Consider the following 13,219-nt stretch of genomic DNA (forward strand, 5'->3'; position numbering starts at 1 on the left):
GGGAAACACCCGGTCCCATTCCGAACCCGGTAGTTAAGCCCTTCTGCGCCGATGGTACTGCACTGGTTACGGTGTGGGAGAGTAGGTCGCCGCCGGACAATCGTTCAGAAGACCCCTGCGGGTCGAGCACTTCAAGTGCTCCCCGCAGGGGTCTTTTGCATGTCGTGGGCCGGCTCGATCCGAATTTCGCTTGCCCGTCCTGATGTCATGGACCCATGGACGCGCGAGTGCATCCCACCCTGGCATCGTTCGACGCCGACACCCTCGATCGGCTCGCAGCCGATCCGGTGCGCAACACGGTGGCTCTCACCTCACTGGACCGCGCCCGCCGCCTACCCTCCGCCGACAACCCGCCAACTCTGATCACCTTTCACGACAACGGCGAAGTGGTCGGCTCCCTGATCCGCACGCCACCGTGGCCGTTCCAGGCAGCCGACCTCCCGGTCGCCGCCGCGACCTCGCGGCGCAGATCGCCGCCGAAGTCGATCCGGAAGCCCCGGGAGTCACCGGCCCGAGGCAAAGATCACACGCCTTCGCCACCGCCTTCGCCACCGCCTTCGCCGCTGACCGCAGCTTCACCGAGTCCCTGGCGACCAGGCTCTATCGCCTGGGCACCCTGGTTCCGCCCACCTCTCCCGGCACCGGCCGCCTGGCGACCGAAGCCGACATCGAGCTCCTCGGCGCCTGGCGCAAGGCCTTCACCCGCGAAGCTGTGCCGGAGGCCCCGGACGAAGAGGCGACCGAGATCGTGCGCAGCTCCCTGCGCCTCGGCAACGGCCACGCCCTCTGGGAGGTGGACGGCACCCCGGTCGCCTGGGCCGCGGCCAGCCTCCCGCAGGTCGGCATGACCAGGGTCGGTCCGGTCTACACCCCACCCGAACACCGCAAGCACGGCTACGGCGCCGCCGTCAGCGCGTTGGCCAGCCAATGGGCGCTGGACCAGGGCGCCACCGACGTCATCCTCTTCGCGGACCTGACCAACCCGATCTCGAACTCGATCTACCAACGCATCGGCTACCAACCACTCGACGACTGGGCGGAGTTCTGGTGGAAGCGCTGAGCCATGACGACATCAAGGACTTCGTGGCGGTGGCCGGCGACTTCCTCGAAGCCGACCCCGTGAACCACAGCGTCCACCTCACCGCGGTGGACGCCGCACTGCGTGGAGAACGACAGCCCGCGACGCTGATCTCGTTGCACGACAACGGAGCTGTCGTCGGCGTGGTCACCCGGATGGATGGTCGTCCGCTGCACGTCGCCGCGATGCCGCCGGCCGCTGCTCCCGTCGTCGCGGAAGTACTGCGGGAGCGGGAGATCGACGAGGTCACCGGCACGCGGGACCGGGTCGACGCGTTCCGGAAGGTGTGGCGGGACGGCGGCAGAGAGGTCTACGCCCTGCGGCTCTACCGGCTCGAGGACCTGGTGGTGCCGCAGGTCCCGGGAGAGGCGAGGCTCGCGACCGCCGCCGAGAACGACCTGATCACCGAGTGGTGGATCGCGTTCGTGGCGGAGCTGGACGGTCTTTCGCGCGAAGACGCCGAGAAGCGGGCGATGGACAGCCGGCGGATGTCAGCCGGGCACGTCCTGTGGCTCGTCGACGGGGTTCCGGTGTCCTGGGCGGGGAGCACCACGCCGGTCGGTGGCGTGTCCAGGATCGGTCCGGTCTACACCCCGCCCGAGCACCGCCGCCACGGCTACGCGGCCGCGGTCACCGCGGCGATCAGCCGATGGGCGTACGAGGCGGGCGCCGAGCACGTCGTGCTCACCGCGGACCTGGCCAACCCCACCTCGAACTCCGTCTACCAGGGGATCGGCTTCCGCCCGGTCTCGGACTGGTCGGAGTACCGCTGGAGCTAGTGGCGCGACCCGGAACGTCGGCTGGGTGATTCACGCTCAGCAGGGCACCTCGCGGCACCGCCCGCGCCCCCGTACAACCAGTACGAGGACGCGGGGGCGGCACCACGATGCACCCGTCTGACCGCGAATTCGCCCGGCGACGTTCCGGGCCACGCCACTAGTCGAAGAGCGACGGGGACAGCGGGCGGTTCCGCACGTGCGACGAGAAGACGAGCGAGGTGGTGGTGTCGCCGTACCGCTGCATCACCTCGACGAGTTCCTCCAGCTCAACCATCGACCGGCAGACGACGCGCAGCAGCCAGCAGTCATCTCCTGTCACGTGGTCGGCATCCAGGATCTGCGGCAGCGCCAGCACGGTGGAGCGGAACCGGGGCGTGTCCAGGGACCGGACCCGGACGCGCACGATCGACTCGATCGGCAGTCCCAGCCGGGACGGCGACACCACCGCCACGAAGCCGGTGATCACGCCCAGTGACTCCAGGCGGCGCACCCGTTCGGTCACAGCGGGCGCGGACAGCGACACCTCGCGGCCCAGCGCGGTGAACGACATGCGGCCGTCGGCCTGCAGTAGGCTCAGGATCTTCCAGTCCACTACGTCGAGTTCCACCTGGAAATCATAAGGAGAACGGCCCGAACGCCTGGATTTCCGCATGTCGCGGACAACGTGGTCCCAGCAAGATCATGCGCATGACCAACGCACTGCGCTTCCCCGCCGCCGACCCCGCCGCCGCGGCGAGCTTCTTCGCCGCCGAGCTCGCGTTCGAGGCCGATCCCGACGACGTCCACCGCGACCTGCAGGACGGCAACACTCACGGTTACGTGCTGGTGGAGACACGGAGCCCGGAAGCGTTTGCGCAGGCCCGCATCCCCGGCGCCGTCAACCTGCCCTACCGCGACCTGCCCGACGAGCTCGACCTCGACCCGGACCTGGTCTACATCTGCTACTGCGAGAGCTTCCAGTGCAACGCCGCCACCAAGGGTGCGCTGGCGCTCGCGCAACGGGGGTACCGGGTGAAGCGGCTTGCCGGAGGCATCACGGCGTGGCGCGAGGCGGGTTACCCGATCGAGTCAGATGCGCACAGCGTCGTGGGTGTTTCTAAGGTCGCGTGTCATTGCTGAGTCAACCCGACATAGGCTCACATGTGTGACCGCACCGCGTTTGCTCGTCTTGCAGCCCTCGCAGTCCGACCCGCTGGCCAAGCTGGGTGACTGGCTGGAGGCCGACGGCATCGAGCTGCACCTCGTGTCGCTGCAGGACGAGCCCGCGCCGCAGAACCTCGACGGCTACCAGGGCGTGGTCTGCCTCGGTGGCGAGATGGGGGCGCTCGACGACGTGCAGCACCCGTGGCTCGCCGACGCGCGCCGGCTGCTGAGCAACGCCGTGGCGCAACAGCTGCCCACCCTCGCCATCTGTCTCGGCGCGCAGCTGCTCGCGGCCGCCACCGGTGGTCAGGTCCGAAAAGGACCGCAGGGGCCTGAGGTCGGCGTGCTGCTGGTGGCGAAGCGTGATGGCGCGGGCAACGATCCGTTGTTCGCGGATCTGCCCTGGACGCCCGACGTGCTGCAGTTCCACAGCGACGAGGTGCACGTGCTGCCGCCAGGCGCGGAACACCTCGCGGCGTCCCCGAAATACCCGAATCAGGCCTTTCGGGTAGGAACGAGTGCTTATGGTCTGCAGTTCCACATCGAGACGACCCCGGAAATCGTCTTGAACTGGGCGGCCAAGGATCCTGAATCGGCTGCGTGCGCCCGGTCGCACCACTTCGACCTGGACTTCCTCGCCGAGGCCCACCGCGACTTCGAAGAGGTGTGGCAGCCGTTCGTCACCAGATTCGCGAAGCTGGTGCGGGGAGAACTGGCGCCCGCGGGGTGTTCGGGCACACAACTTCCCTTGGTGTGACGTTACTTTCGTAGGTTATAAGGCATCCTGAGTACCCGGTACCGTCTCTCCAGAGCACCTTGTTCGATCCAGCCGGAGGATCAGTGTGGATCCCGCTCTTGTAGTGATCATCGTTGTCGTCACTGCTCTCATTTTCGACTTCACCAACGGGTTCCACGACACGGCCAACGCCATGGCCACCTCCATCGCCACCGGTGCGCTGAAGCCCCGCACGGCGGTCGCGCTGTCGGCGGTGCTCAACCTCGTGGGCGCGTTCCTGTCCGTCGAGGTGGCCAAGACCATCTCCGGCGGGATCGTCGACGACGCCCAGATCACGCCCGCGGTCATCTTCGGCGGGCTGGTCGGCGCGATCATGTGGAACCTCGTCACCTGGTACGTCGGTCTGCCGTCGAGCTCGTCGCACGCGCTGTTCGGCGGACTGATCGGCGCGGCCTGGGTCGCGTCCGGAGTGGACTCCATCCACTTCGCCAAGGTCGTCGACAAGGTCCTGGTTCCCGCGATCGTCGCGCCCCTGGTGGCCGGCCTCGTCGCGGCGGTCGCGACGATCATCGTCTACCGCCTCAAGCGGGCCGCGGACCCGCGCGTCTCGCACACCGGCTTCAAGGTCGGCCAGGTCGCGTCCGCCTCGCTGGTCTCGCTGGCGCACGGCACGAACGACGCGCAGAAGACCATGGGCATCATCACGCTCGCGCTGATCACGTCCGGTTCGCTCGCGCCCGGCTCCGGCCCACCCACCTGGGTGATCGTGAGCGCCGGTCTCGCGATCGCGCTCGGCACGTACCTCGGCGGCTGGCGCATCACACACACCCTCGGCCGCGGTCTCACGACCATCGAACCGGCCCAGGGCTTCGCCGCGCAGACCTCGACGGCCACCGCGATCCTCGCGTCGTCGCACCTCGGGTTCGCGCTCTCCACCACGCACGTCGCGTCCGGCGGCATCATGGGCTCCGGCCTCGGCCGCGACCGGCACGGCGTCAGGTGGGGAACGATGGGCAAGATGGCCGCGGGCTGGCTCCTCACGTTGCCCGCCGCCGGCATCGTCGGCGCCATCGCGGGCAAGTGGGCCTCGACCGGCACCAGCGGGGTCATCGGCGTCGCCGTCATCGGTGCCGCGGTGTCCATCGGCATCTGGATCCTGTCGCGTCGTGAGCCGGTGAAGCCGGAGCACATCGTCGACGAGGTCGCCGCCCAGGCCGAGCTGCACAAGGTCGCGGCATGAAGGTCAACTGGATCGCGCTGCTCCAGGTCTTCGGCGCCACGCTGCTGGTCACCGTCCTCGTGGTGACGTTGTTCGTCGTCGGCATCCGTGCGTTGTCGGGCGACAAGAAGATCCCTGCCTACGCCAGCTTCGCGGGTTGCGTCGCGGTTGTGCTGTACGGGCTCTCTCTGATCGTCTTCTAGCCGCGCGGGGACTAGGTTGGCTCCTGATGAGCGAACCGTTCCGCGCCGCGTCACCAGCCAGATTCGGGCTCACCGAGCCGCGCAGCGAAGAGGTGCTGCGCGGCCTCGGCCTGTGGGCGGACCGCCGCCCCGCCGACGGCGCCGAGCCCGTCCTGGCGGCGCTCTCCCGCTGTCCCGATCCCGACCTCGCGCTGCGCGGGCTCGAACGGCTGCACTCTGCGGCCGACTGGGACGCTCTGTCGGCCGCGCTGCACGAGGACGTGGTGGTGCGCGGCCGGTTGCTGGCCGTGCTCGGGTCGTCGACCGCGCTGTCGGACTTCCTCGTCGTGAACCCGAACCGGTGGCGTTCGCTCACCGGTGGGGTCGACGTGTCGCTGGATCTGTCGGCCGGCGATGTGCTGCGCACCGAGTACCGCGCGAAGCTGCTGCTCGTGGCAGCCAACGATCTGGCGCACGTCGTCGAGCCCACGCTGCCGTACGTCCCGTACGACACGGTGGCCGCGCAGCTGTCAGATCTCGCGGTGTCGGCGTTGCGGGCGTCGTTGAAGCTCGCCGCGGAACGCGTGAACGGCGCGGACCGCTGCAAGCTCGCGGTGATCGCCATGGGCAAGTGCGGCGCGAACGAGCTGAACTACGTGAGTGACGTCGACGTCGTGTTCGTCGCCGAGGGCGATCTGGGCGCGGCAACCCGGCTGGCCAGCACGATGATGCAGATCGCCGGCCAGTCGTGCTTCGAGGTCGACGCGGCGCTGCGGCCGGAGGGCAAGGCGGGCGCGCTGGTCCGCACGCTCGACGGGCACGCGTCGTACTACCAGAAGTGGGCGCGGACCTGGGAGTTCCAGGCGCTGCTGAAGGCACGGCCGGTCGCGGGCGACCCCGAGCTGGGGCAGGCGTACCTCGACGTCGTGCGGCCTTACGTGTGGACGGCGGCCGAGCGCGAGAACTTCGTCGAGGACGTGCAGGCGATGCGCCGCCGCGTCGAGGACCACGTGCCGTCAGGGCTCGCGGACCGTGAGCTGAAGCTCGGCCGGGGCGGGCTGCGCGACGTCGAGTTCGCGGTGCAGCTGCTGCAGCTCGTGCACGGCCGTTCCGACGAGAACCTGCGCATTCAGGCGACGACCGCCGCGTTGGCCGCGCTGGGCAGGGGCGGGTACATCGGGCGCAACGACGCGGCGGACTTCGGACGCTCGTACCGGTTCCTGCGGACGCTGGAGCACCGGCTGCAGCTGCAGCGTTTACTGCGCACGCACCTCTTCCCCGCGGACGACGACGTCACGGCGTTGCGCTGGCTGGCGCGCTCCGTCGGGCTGGCGGCGGACGGGCAGCGGTCGGAGGGGCAGGTGCTGCTCGCGGAGTTCCGCAAGCACGCCAACCAGGTCCGGCGCCTGCACGAGAAGCTGTTCTACCGGCCGCTGCTGCAGTCCGTCGCGGGTGTGCCGACCGAGGCGTTGCGGCTCACGACGAAGGAGGCCGTAGCGCGGCTCGCGGCGCTCGGCTACACGTCGCCGGACGGGGCGTTGCGGCACATCCAGGCGTTGACGCACGGCGTTTCCCGGCGTGCTCGCATCCAGGGCGCTCTGCTGCCGGTGCTGCTGGACCTGTTCGCCGGCACGCCTGATCCGGACGGCGGGCTGCTCGCCTACCGGAAGGTGTCGGAGGCGCTCGCGGAAACCCCCTGGTACCTGCGGCTGCTGCGGGACGAGGGCGCTGTCGTGGAACGGCTCGCGGTGCTGCTCGGCACCTCGCGGTTCGTCCCGGATCTGCTGGTGCGGGCTCCGGAGGTGCTGCGGCTGCTCGCGGACACCGAGGCGCTCGTCGGCCGTGATCCGCACTCGATCGGAAACCCGCTGCGCAGCGCGGTTTCGCGGTACGACGACCTGACGCGCGCTGTCGCGGCCGCGCGGTCGTTGCGGCGGCACGAGCTGCTGCGCATCGCTTCCGCGGACCTGCTGGGGTTCATGCCGCTGGAGACGGTGTGCGTGTCGCTGTCCGAGGTGTGGGGAGCGGTGCTGCAGAGCGCGCTGGACGCTGCGATGCGCGCGGCGGGCGAACCCGTCGCCACGCTGGCCGTGATCGGCATGGGGCGGCTCGGCGGGCACGAGCTCGGGTACGGCTCGGACGCGGACGTGATGTTCGTGTGCCGGCCGTGCGAGGGCGTGACCGATGCCGAGGCGGCGAAGTGGGCGAGCGGTGTCGTGGAGAAGATCCGGCGGCTGCTCGGCGCGCCGTCGCAGGACCCGCCGCTGCTGGTCGACGCGGATCTGCGGCCGGAGGGCAGGCAGGGTCCGCTGGTGCGCACGCTGGACTCGTACCGCGCGTACTACCGGCAGTGGGCGGAGCTCTGGGAGAAACAGGCGTTGCTGCGGGCCCGGTTCATCGCGGGTGATGCCGAGCTGGGGGCCGAGTTCGAGGCGTTGATCGAGCCGCTGCGGTATCCGGCGGGAGGGTTGGACACGGCGTCGGTGCGGGAAATCAGGCGGATCAAGGCGCGGGTCGACGCGGAACGGTTGCCGCGCGGTGCCGACCCGAGCACGCACACCAAGCTCGGGCGCGGTGGGCTGGCGGACGTCGAGTGGACCGTGCAGTTGTTGCAGCTGCAGCACTCCGGTGCGGTGCCGGAACTGCGCACACCGTCCACAATGGCCGCGATGGACGCTGCTGTCTCCGCCGGTCTGCTGGCCGCGGACGACGCGGCGGCGTTGAAGGCCGCGTGGAACCTCGCGACGCACGCGCGCAACGCCGTGACGCTGGTCCGGGGAAAGGCCTCCGACCAGCTGCCGACGTCCGGGCGTGACCTCGTCTCCGTCGCCTCCGTGATGGGGTACCCGCCCGGTGGCGATCCGGGGGAGTTCCTGGAGGAATATCGCCGCACGACCCGCCGTGCACGTGCAGTAGCCGAACGAGTCTTCTACGGTGAGGGATTGTGAAAGCGATCGCGCTTACCGAGTTCGGCGACGCCGACGTCATGTCGTTGCAGGAGCTGCCGGATCCGCTGCTGGGACCGGACCAGGTCCTGGTGGAGGTGAAGGCGGCCGGGGTGAACCCGGTGGACTTCAAGATCAGAGCCGGCTACCTGCGGGGCCTGATGCCTCACCACGTGCCGCTGATCCCCGGCTGGGACGTGGCGGGCGTCGTGCGGGCTGTCGGCATCGGCGTGACGGACTGGAAGCCGGGCGACGAGGTGCTCGCCTACGCGCGCAAGGACCACGTGCAGTTCGGTGCCTATGCCGAGCTGATCTCGCTGCCGGACCGGATGATCGCGCGCAAACCGTCCAACGTGGACTTCGTGACGGCCGCCGCCCTGCCGCTGGCCGGGCTGACGGCGTTGCAGGCGTTGAAGGCGGTCGGCACCGGGCCGGGAGACGTCGTGCTGGTGCACGCGGCCGCGGGCGGTGTCGGGCACCTTCAGGTGCAGATCGCGCGTGAGCTGGGTGCCGCGCGGGTGCTCGGCACGGCCTCGCCGCGCAACCACGACTTCGTCCGGTCGCTCGGAGCCGAACCGGTGGCCTACGGCGACGCGCTGGTCGACGCCGTTTCCGAGCTGGTCGGCGGCGACGGCGAGGTCGACGTGGTGATCGACAACGTCGGCGGAGTGGCGTTCGACCAGTCGTTGCGGCTCGTACGAGACCGGGCGCGGATGACATCCATTGTGGACGGGCCGAGGGCGCTGGAGAACGGCGTGATCAACACCTGGGCGCGGCCGAACGCCGAGCAGACGCAGTGGCTGGTCGACCTGGTGGCGGCGGGCTCGTTGCGCGTCGAGGTGCAGCAGACGTTCCCGTTGGCGGAGGCCGTGAAGGCGCACAAGTTGCTCGAAGGCGGGCACGTGCGCGGCAAAGTCGTACTGACAGTCTGAAAACTTCGTGTTCGTTTTCAGGTTTGGGGGCACTCCTGGTGGGGTGCCCCCATTTCTGGGCTGCTCAGTCCTCGTCCGAGTCGGGGTCCACCGCCGGAGCACTGGTGTAGACCTCGATCACCCACTCCTCCTCCAACGACTCGGCGTCGTCGGCGTCGGGAACGAGTCGGTTGTAGACGCGAACACCGAGGTCGAGCACGTCAGCGGCCTGGACCGCTTCGAGCGCCTCGGCTGCCGAGTCGACGATGTGGGTGGTGAGCAGCTGCGGAGCCGTGAATTCGGCGACTTCTTGGGACACGCGCGGACCCTAGCGCATTGACGTTTCACCCATTCGAGATGAGACTAGGGCGCGCTCAGCGGGGGAGCTGTGGGTTTGTCACGGGGGTCGAGCAGAGGAAGTCATGCAGCATCGTCGGGTCACGCGCCGAGGTAAGACCGTGATCGCCATCGCGGCTGTGGCTGCCGGAGTGCTCGCGTCACTCGGTGTGATTCAGTTTGCACTGAGTGGTGACAACTCCGCCGCCCAGCCCAACGTCACGGCAACGACGACCACGTCGAACGCCGTCGAAACCCCTGATGGCGCACTGGAAACCACCGAGCCGTCCGCCGAGGTCAAGGTCGCGACGGGCTCCTTCAAGCAGCAGCGCGGCATGCTCACCGTCGAGGTGACGCGCGTGGAGTCGGCAGGAGGCCGTCTCAAGCTCTTCGTGACGGCCACGAACGCCTCCCAGGCCCGCATGACCCTCCCCGTCGACGGCATCGCGGTTTTGGACGATCTGAAGCGCACCTACGCGGCCTCGACCAGCAAGTGGGACGGCCTCGTCACCCAGGGCACCACGACCTCGGGCATCGTCATCCTCGACGAGAAGCTCGGCGCTGGTGTGAACTCGGTCACCCTGACGTTCAACTCGATCTCCGGCCAGTTCGCCCCGACCGGCGCCGCGATCACCGTGACGGGCATCCCGGTCCCGAAGTGATTCGATCCGCCGCCGTGGGTACGCCTCGTGCATGACTCAACGCGGAAGTGATCAGCACGGCTTCGCCAAGGACGACCACCTGAAGAAGGAACTCGAGAACGAGCTGCGCGCAGGCGGCCCGACCCGCTCGCAGGAGTGGCGCGAGCCGGAGCTGCCCACCGCCGACGAAATGGATGAGGGCGAACGCACCTAGTCCACCTACTGTGGCGGCGTGAAGTTCCTGTTCTTCTGGGGCCATCGGCCTGAACGTGACGGCAGCCTCGGCAAGGGCTGCCTCTCGCAGTGGTGGCCGTGCTCGTTCGAGGCCGACGGACAGTCGTTCACGTCTGCCGAGCACTACATGATGTGGCGCAAGGCTTTGCTGTTCGACGACACCGCGGTGGCCGAGCGCGTGCGGGCCGCTCGCACTCCCGCCGAGGCGAAGGCGTTGGGGCGCCAGGTCTCCGGCTTCGACGACTCGGTGTGGGTGTCCTCGCGGCTTTCGATCGTGGTGGACGGCAACCTGGCGAAGTTCGGCCAGGACCCCGCTCTCCGCTCCTACCTGCTGGGCACGGGTTCCCGCGTCCTGGTCGAGGCGAGCCCGCTGGACCGCGTGTGGGGCATCGGCCTGGCCGCCGACGACCCGCGCGCCTCGGACCCGTCTTCCTGGCGGGGCCTCAACCTGCTGGGAGAGGCCTTGATGGAGGTCCGCTCCAGGTTGTCCGCAGAGTGAGACAGGTGGCCGGCGCCGCCAGCGTGATCCCGCGCGGAATCAGTCCTTTTCGGATCAACGCCGGGATCTCGCTGAGCGGCACCCACTCGACCTTCGCGGCCTCGGCGGGGTCCGGTTCCCCGGTCCTGACGGCCTGCGAGCCCACGAAGACGTGCGTCACGTGCGAACTGATGCCGTTCAACGGGTTCAGGGTGACCAGCGGCTCGATCCGGCCCGGCCGGTAGCCGGTTTCCTCCTCGGTCTCCCGCAGCGCCGTGACCTCCGCGGTCTCGCCTTCTTCGCAGCGGCCCGCCGGAATCTCCCAGCCCCACGCGTCGGTGGTGAACCGGTGGCGCCACATCAGGAGCACGTGGTCGTCGTCGTCGAGGTCGACGCTCATCCACTCCGACTCGTAGATCCGGCGGGTGCCGTGCACCGTCCACTGTGTCACGGCCAGCTCTATCACGTGCCGTTGACGGGTCGCCTTCCGTCCCGGCGGAACCGCAGGTCGTCGGCTTTCTGCCCGTTCTCGTGAACCACCTCGCCCGATGTCGCCGTGTTGGAGGCGGTAGATGCGGCCCAACTGATCGGACAGGGAGAACTGATGTTCAGCTACTCGGGACCAGCCCTGCTCATCTACCCCGATGGCAGCTCGGCCGAACTGGACCGGGTGAGCCTGATCGAGACGGTGAACGACGGCATCTGGCAGATGTCCGGTGCGGGCACCTCCGCCGAAGCCCTCAACGGTGGTGAGGCTCGGATCAAGCTGCCGACCGGGGGCGAGGCCGACGTCCTGGTCTCCAACGTCCGGGTTGGTGCGGATGCGGAAGGAGCGTCGACCAGCGTGACCTTCCTCGGCACCTGAAAGCCGGAAGGCCCGGCGGGATGTCCGCCGGGCCTTCCGGAAGAGCGCGATCGATCACACGTCGTAGTACAGCGCGAACTCGTAGGGGTTCGGGCGCAGACGCAGCGGGTCGATCTCCTGCTCACGCTTGAACGAGATCCAGGTGTCGATCACGTCCGGGGTGAACACGCCGCCCTCGAGCAGGAACTCGTGGTCGGCCTCCAGGTTGTCCAGGACGGCGTCGAGGGTCGCGGGGACCTGCTTGACGTCGCGGGCCTCCTCGGGCGGGAGCTCGTAGAGGTCCTTGTCGATCGGGGCCGGCGGCTCGATCTTGTTCTTCACGCCGTCGAGGCCGGCCATGACCATCGCCGAGAAGGCGAGGTACGGGTTGCCGGACGAGTCGGGGCAGCGGAACTCGATGCGCTTGGCCTTCGGGTTGTTGCCCGTGATCGGGATGCGGACGCACGCCGAGCGGTTGCGCTGGGAGTAGACCAGCGAGACCGGGGCCTCGTAGCCGGGGACCAGGCGGTGGTAGGAGTTCACCGTCGGGTTGGTGAAGGCCAGCAGCGACGGGGCGTGGTGCAGGATGCCGCCGATGTAGTGGCGGGCGGTGTCGGACAGGCCCGCGTAGCCGCTCTCGTCGTGGAACAGCGGCGCGCCGTCCTTCCACAGCGACTGGTGGGTGTGCATGCCCGAGCCGTTGTCGCCGAAGAGGGGCTTCGGCATGAAGGTCACGGTCTTGCCGGCCTGCCACGCCGTGTTCTTGATGATGTACTTGAACAGCATCAGGTCGTCGGCGGCGTGCAGCAGGGTGTTGAAGCGGTAGTTGATCTCCGCCTGGCCCGCGGTGCCGACCTCGTGGTGGGCGCGCTCGACCTGGAAGCCGTTGGCCTCCATGTTGAGGACCATCTTGTCGCGGAGGTCCGCGTAGTGGTCGGTCGGCGTGACGGGGAAGTAGCCGCCCTTGTACTTCACCTTGTAGCCGCGGTTGCCGCCCTCTTCCTCACGGCCGGTGTTCCACCAGCCGGAGATCGAGTCGATCTTGTGGAAGGAAGCGTTCGCGGTGGTGTCGAACTGGATCGAGTCGAAGATGTAGAACTCCGCCTCGGCACCGAAGTACGCGGTGTCGGCGATGCCCGAGTCGGTGATGTACTGCTCGGCCTTGCGCGCGATGTTGCGCGGGTCGCGGCTGTACGGCTCACGCGTGAACGGGTCGTGCACGAAGAAGTTGACGATCAGCGTCTTCTCGATGCGGAACGGGTCGAGGCGCGCGGTGTAGAGGTCGGGCAGCAGGAGCATGTCCGACTCGTGGATCGACTGGAAGCCGCGCACGGAGGAGCCGTCGAAGGCGAGACCCTCTTCGATCGCGTCGGCATCGAACGCCTTGGCCGGGAGCGTGAAGTGCTGCATCACGCCCGGCAGGTCGCTGAACCGCACGTCGACGAACTTGACGCCCTCGTCGGAGATGAACTTCAGCACCTCGTCGGAATTTTTGAACACCCTCGTCGACTCCTTGACTATGGACAACGGCTGGTCATCGCGAGCGACCGTATGTCCGTGGTGTTGCCCAACCGTCACTCGGATGTTTCGCCAGTGTTAACGGGACCGCCCAACCCGGCAAGACGACCTGCCGGTCCTCACCCGATGTTCACAGGCTTACTCTGGTGGAGTGAGCAGGTGGACCGGTTCGTGG

At 68.6% G+C, this 13,219-nt stretch carries 16 protein-coding genes and 1 rRNA gene; 13 read left to right on the forward strand and 4 right to left on the reverse strand.

What is annotated here, in order from left to right:
* The 3 genes from rrf to C8D87_RS43880 all read left to right on the forward strand — a co-directional run.
* Nucleotides 1-98 (forward strand): 5S ribosomal RNA (rrf, locus tag C8D87_RS43870); the annotation flags it as partial.
* A 317-nt stretch (nt 99-415) separates the two neighbouring features.
* Nucleotides 416-1,060: a GNAT family N-acetyltransferase gene (locus C8D87_RS43875; RefSeq protein ID WP_170166808.1), complete on the forward strand. Its 645-nt coding sequence runs from the start codon at nt 416-418 to the stop codon at nt 1,058-1,060.
* A complete protein-coding gene (locus C8D87_RS43880; protein WP_112232516.1) occupies nt 1,048-1,857 on the forward strand; it encodes a GNAT family N-acetyltransferase in 810 nt (269 codons plus the stop codon). The genes C8D87_RS43875 and C8D87_RS43880 overlap by 13 nt, the downstream gene beginning before the upstream one ends.
* A gap of 157 nt (nt 1,858-2,014) precedes the next feature.
* Here C8D87_RS43880 and C8D87_RS43885 read toward each other — a convergent pair whose 3' ends face one another.
* The gene (locus tag C8D87_RS43885) at nt 2,015-2,464 is read right to left on the reverse strand and encodes an Lrp/AsnC family transcriptional regulator (RefSeq protein WP_112232518.1); all 450 of its coding nucleotides are present in this window, start codon (nt 2,462-2,464) and stop codon (nt 2,015-2,017) included.
* A gap of 80 nt (nt 2,465-2,544) precedes the next feature.
* On the opposite strand from C8D87_RS43885, the gene C8D87_RS43890 reads away from it, so the two are divergent.
* The 6 genes from C8D87_RS43890 (at nt 2,545) to C8D87_RS43915 (ending at nt 9,014) form a co-directional block, all read left to right on the forward strand.
* Nucleotides 2,545-2,976 (forward strand): rhodanese-like domain-containing protein, encoded by a 432-nt coding sequence (locus tag C8D87_RS43890; protein WP_112232520.1) that lies wholly within the window; start codon nt 2,545-2,547, stop codon nt 2,974-2,976.
* Nucleotides 2,977-3,001: 25 nt separating this feature from the next.
* On the forward strand, nt 3,002-3,757 hold the full coding sequence (locus C8D87_RS43895) for a type 1 glutamine amidotransferase (RefSeq protein ID WP_233440035.1): 756 nt from the start codon (nt 3,002-3,004) through the stop codon (nt 3,755-3,757).
* Nucleotides 3,758-3,842: 85 nt separating this feature from the next.
* On the forward strand, nt 3,843-4,976 hold the full coding sequence (locus C8D87_RS43900; protein WP_112232522.1) for an inorganic phosphate transporter: 1,134 nt from the start codon (nt 3,843-3,845) through the stop codon (nt 4,974-4,976).
* Nucleotides 4,973-5,158 (forward strand): hypothetical protein, encoded by a 186-nt coding sequence (locus C8D87_RS43905; RefSeq protein ID WP_112232524.1) that lies wholly within the window; start codon nt 4,973-4,975, stop codon nt 5,156-5,158. Before C8D87_RS43900 ends, C8D87_RS43905 begins: the two co-directional genes overlap by 4 nt.
* Nucleotides 5,159-5,184: 26 nt before the next feature.
* Nucleotides 5,185-8,085, forward strand: coding sequence for a bifunctional [glutamine synthetase] adenylyltransferase/[glutamine synthetase]-adenylyl-L-tyrosine phosphorylase (locus C8D87_RS43910; protein WP_112232526.1), 2,901 nt, complete (start codon nt 5,185-5,187; stop codon nt 8,083-8,085).
* A complete protein-coding gene (locus C8D87_RS43915; protein WP_109639729.1) occupies nt 8,082-9,014 on the forward strand; it encodes an NADP-dependent oxidoreductase in 933 nt (310 codons plus the stop codon). The genes C8D87_RS43910 and C8D87_RS43915 overlap by 4 nt, the downstream gene beginning before the upstream one ends.
* Before the next feature lie 64 nt (nt 9,015-9,078).
* Here C8D87_RS43915 and C8D87_RS43920 read toward each other — a convergent pair whose 3' ends face one another.
* Nucleotides 9,079-9,312, reverse strand: a complete 234-nt coding sequence (locus C8D87_RS43920; protein ID WP_109639731.1) for a hypothetical protein — start codon at nt 9,310-9,312, stop codon at nt 9,079-9,081.
* 103 nt (nt 9,313-9,415) lie between these two features.
* Here C8D87_RS43920 and C8D87_RS43925 point away from each other — a divergent pair, with 103 nt between their 5' ends.
* The 3 genes from C8D87_RS43925 to C8D87_RS43930 are packed head-to-tail and all read left to right on the forward strand — an operon-like array spanning nt 9,416 to nt 10,703.
* Nucleotides 9,416-9,991: a hypothetical protein gene (locus C8D87_RS43925; RefSeq protein WP_112232528.1), complete on the forward strand. Its 576-nt coding sequence runs from the start codon at nt 9,416-9,418 to the stop codon at nt 9,989-9,991.
* 31 nt (nt 9,992-10,022) lie between these two features.
* The gene (locus C8D87_RS46610; RefSeq protein ID WP_170155163.1) at nt 10,023-10,184 is read left to right on the forward strand and encodes a hypothetical protein; all 162 of its coding nucleotides are present in this window, start codon (nt 10,023-10,025) and stop codon (nt 10,182-10,184) included.
* Between the two features lie 18 nt (nt 10,185-10,202).
* Complete coding sequence (locus tag C8D87_RS43930) at nt 10,203-10,703, forward strand: NADAR family protein (RefSeq protein WP_109639735.1); 501 nt, start codon at nt 10,203-10,205, stop codon at nt 10,701-10,703.
* On the opposite strand, the gene C8D87_RS43935 is transcribed toward C8D87_RS43930, so the two are convergent.
* The gene (locus C8D87_RS43935) at nt 10,648-11,133 is read right to left on the reverse strand and encodes an NUDIX hydrolase (protein WP_215732666.1); all 486 of its coding nucleotides are present in this window, start codon (nt 11,131-11,133) and stop codon (nt 10,648-10,650) included. The two genes, C8D87_RS43930 and C8D87_RS43935, sit on opposite strands and share 56 nt — an antisense overlap.
* A 153-nt stretch (nt 11,134-11,286) precedes the next feature.
* On the opposite strand from C8D87_RS43935, the gene C8D87_RS43940 reads away from it, so the two are divergent.
* The gene (locus tag C8D87_RS43940) at nt 11,287-11,547 is read left to right on the forward strand and encodes a hypothetical protein (protein ID WP_112232530.1); all 261 of its coding nucleotides are present in this window, start codon (nt 11,287-11,289) and stop codon (nt 11,545-11,547) included.
* Between the two features lie 54 nt (nt 11,548-11,601).
* Here C8D87_RS43940 and glnA read toward each other — a convergent pair whose 3' ends face one another.
* The gene (gene glnA / locus C8D87_RS43945; RefSeq protein ID WP_109639746.1) at nt 11,602-13,026 is read right to left on the reverse strand and encodes a type I glutamate--ammonia ligase; all 1,425 of its coding nucleotides are present in this window, start codon (nt 13,024-13,026) and stop codon (nt 11,602-11,604) included.
* Nucleotides 13,027-13,219: the final 193 nt, after the last annotated feature.

Origin of the sequence: Lentzea atacamensis, assembly GCF_003269295.1 — a bacterium.
GTDB classification, from domain to species: Bacteria; Actinomycetota; Actinomycetes; order Mycobacteriales; family Pseudonocardiaceae; genus Lentzea; species Lentzea atacamensis.

Bases quoted from the DNA above. Each gene is read 5' to 3' on its own strand.
- C8D87_RS43905 (WP_112232524.1), top strand. From the start codon at position 4,973: ATGAAGGTCAACTGGATCGCGCTGCTCCAGGTCTTCGGCGCCACGCTG.
- C8D87_RS43925 (WP_112232528.1), top strand. From the start codon at position 9,416: ATGCAGCATCGTCGGGTCACGCGCCGAGGTAAGACCGTGATCGCCATC.
- C8D87_RS43910 (WP_112232526.1), top strand. From the start codon at position 5,185: ATGAGCGAACCGTTCCGCGCCGCGTCACCAGCCAGATTCGGGCTCACC.
- C8D87_RS46610 (WP_170155163.1), top strand. From the start codon at position 10,023: ATGACTCAACGCGGAAGTGATCAGCACGGCTTCGCCAAGGACGACCAC.
- C8D87_RS43890 (WP_112232520.1), top strand. From the start codon at position 2,545: ATGACCAACGCACTGCGCTTCCCCGCCGCCGACCCCGCCGCCGCGGCG.
- C8D87_RS43940 (WP_112232530.1), top strand. From the start codon at position 11,287: ATGTTCAGCTACTCGGGACCAGCCCTGCTCATCTACCCCGATGGCAGC.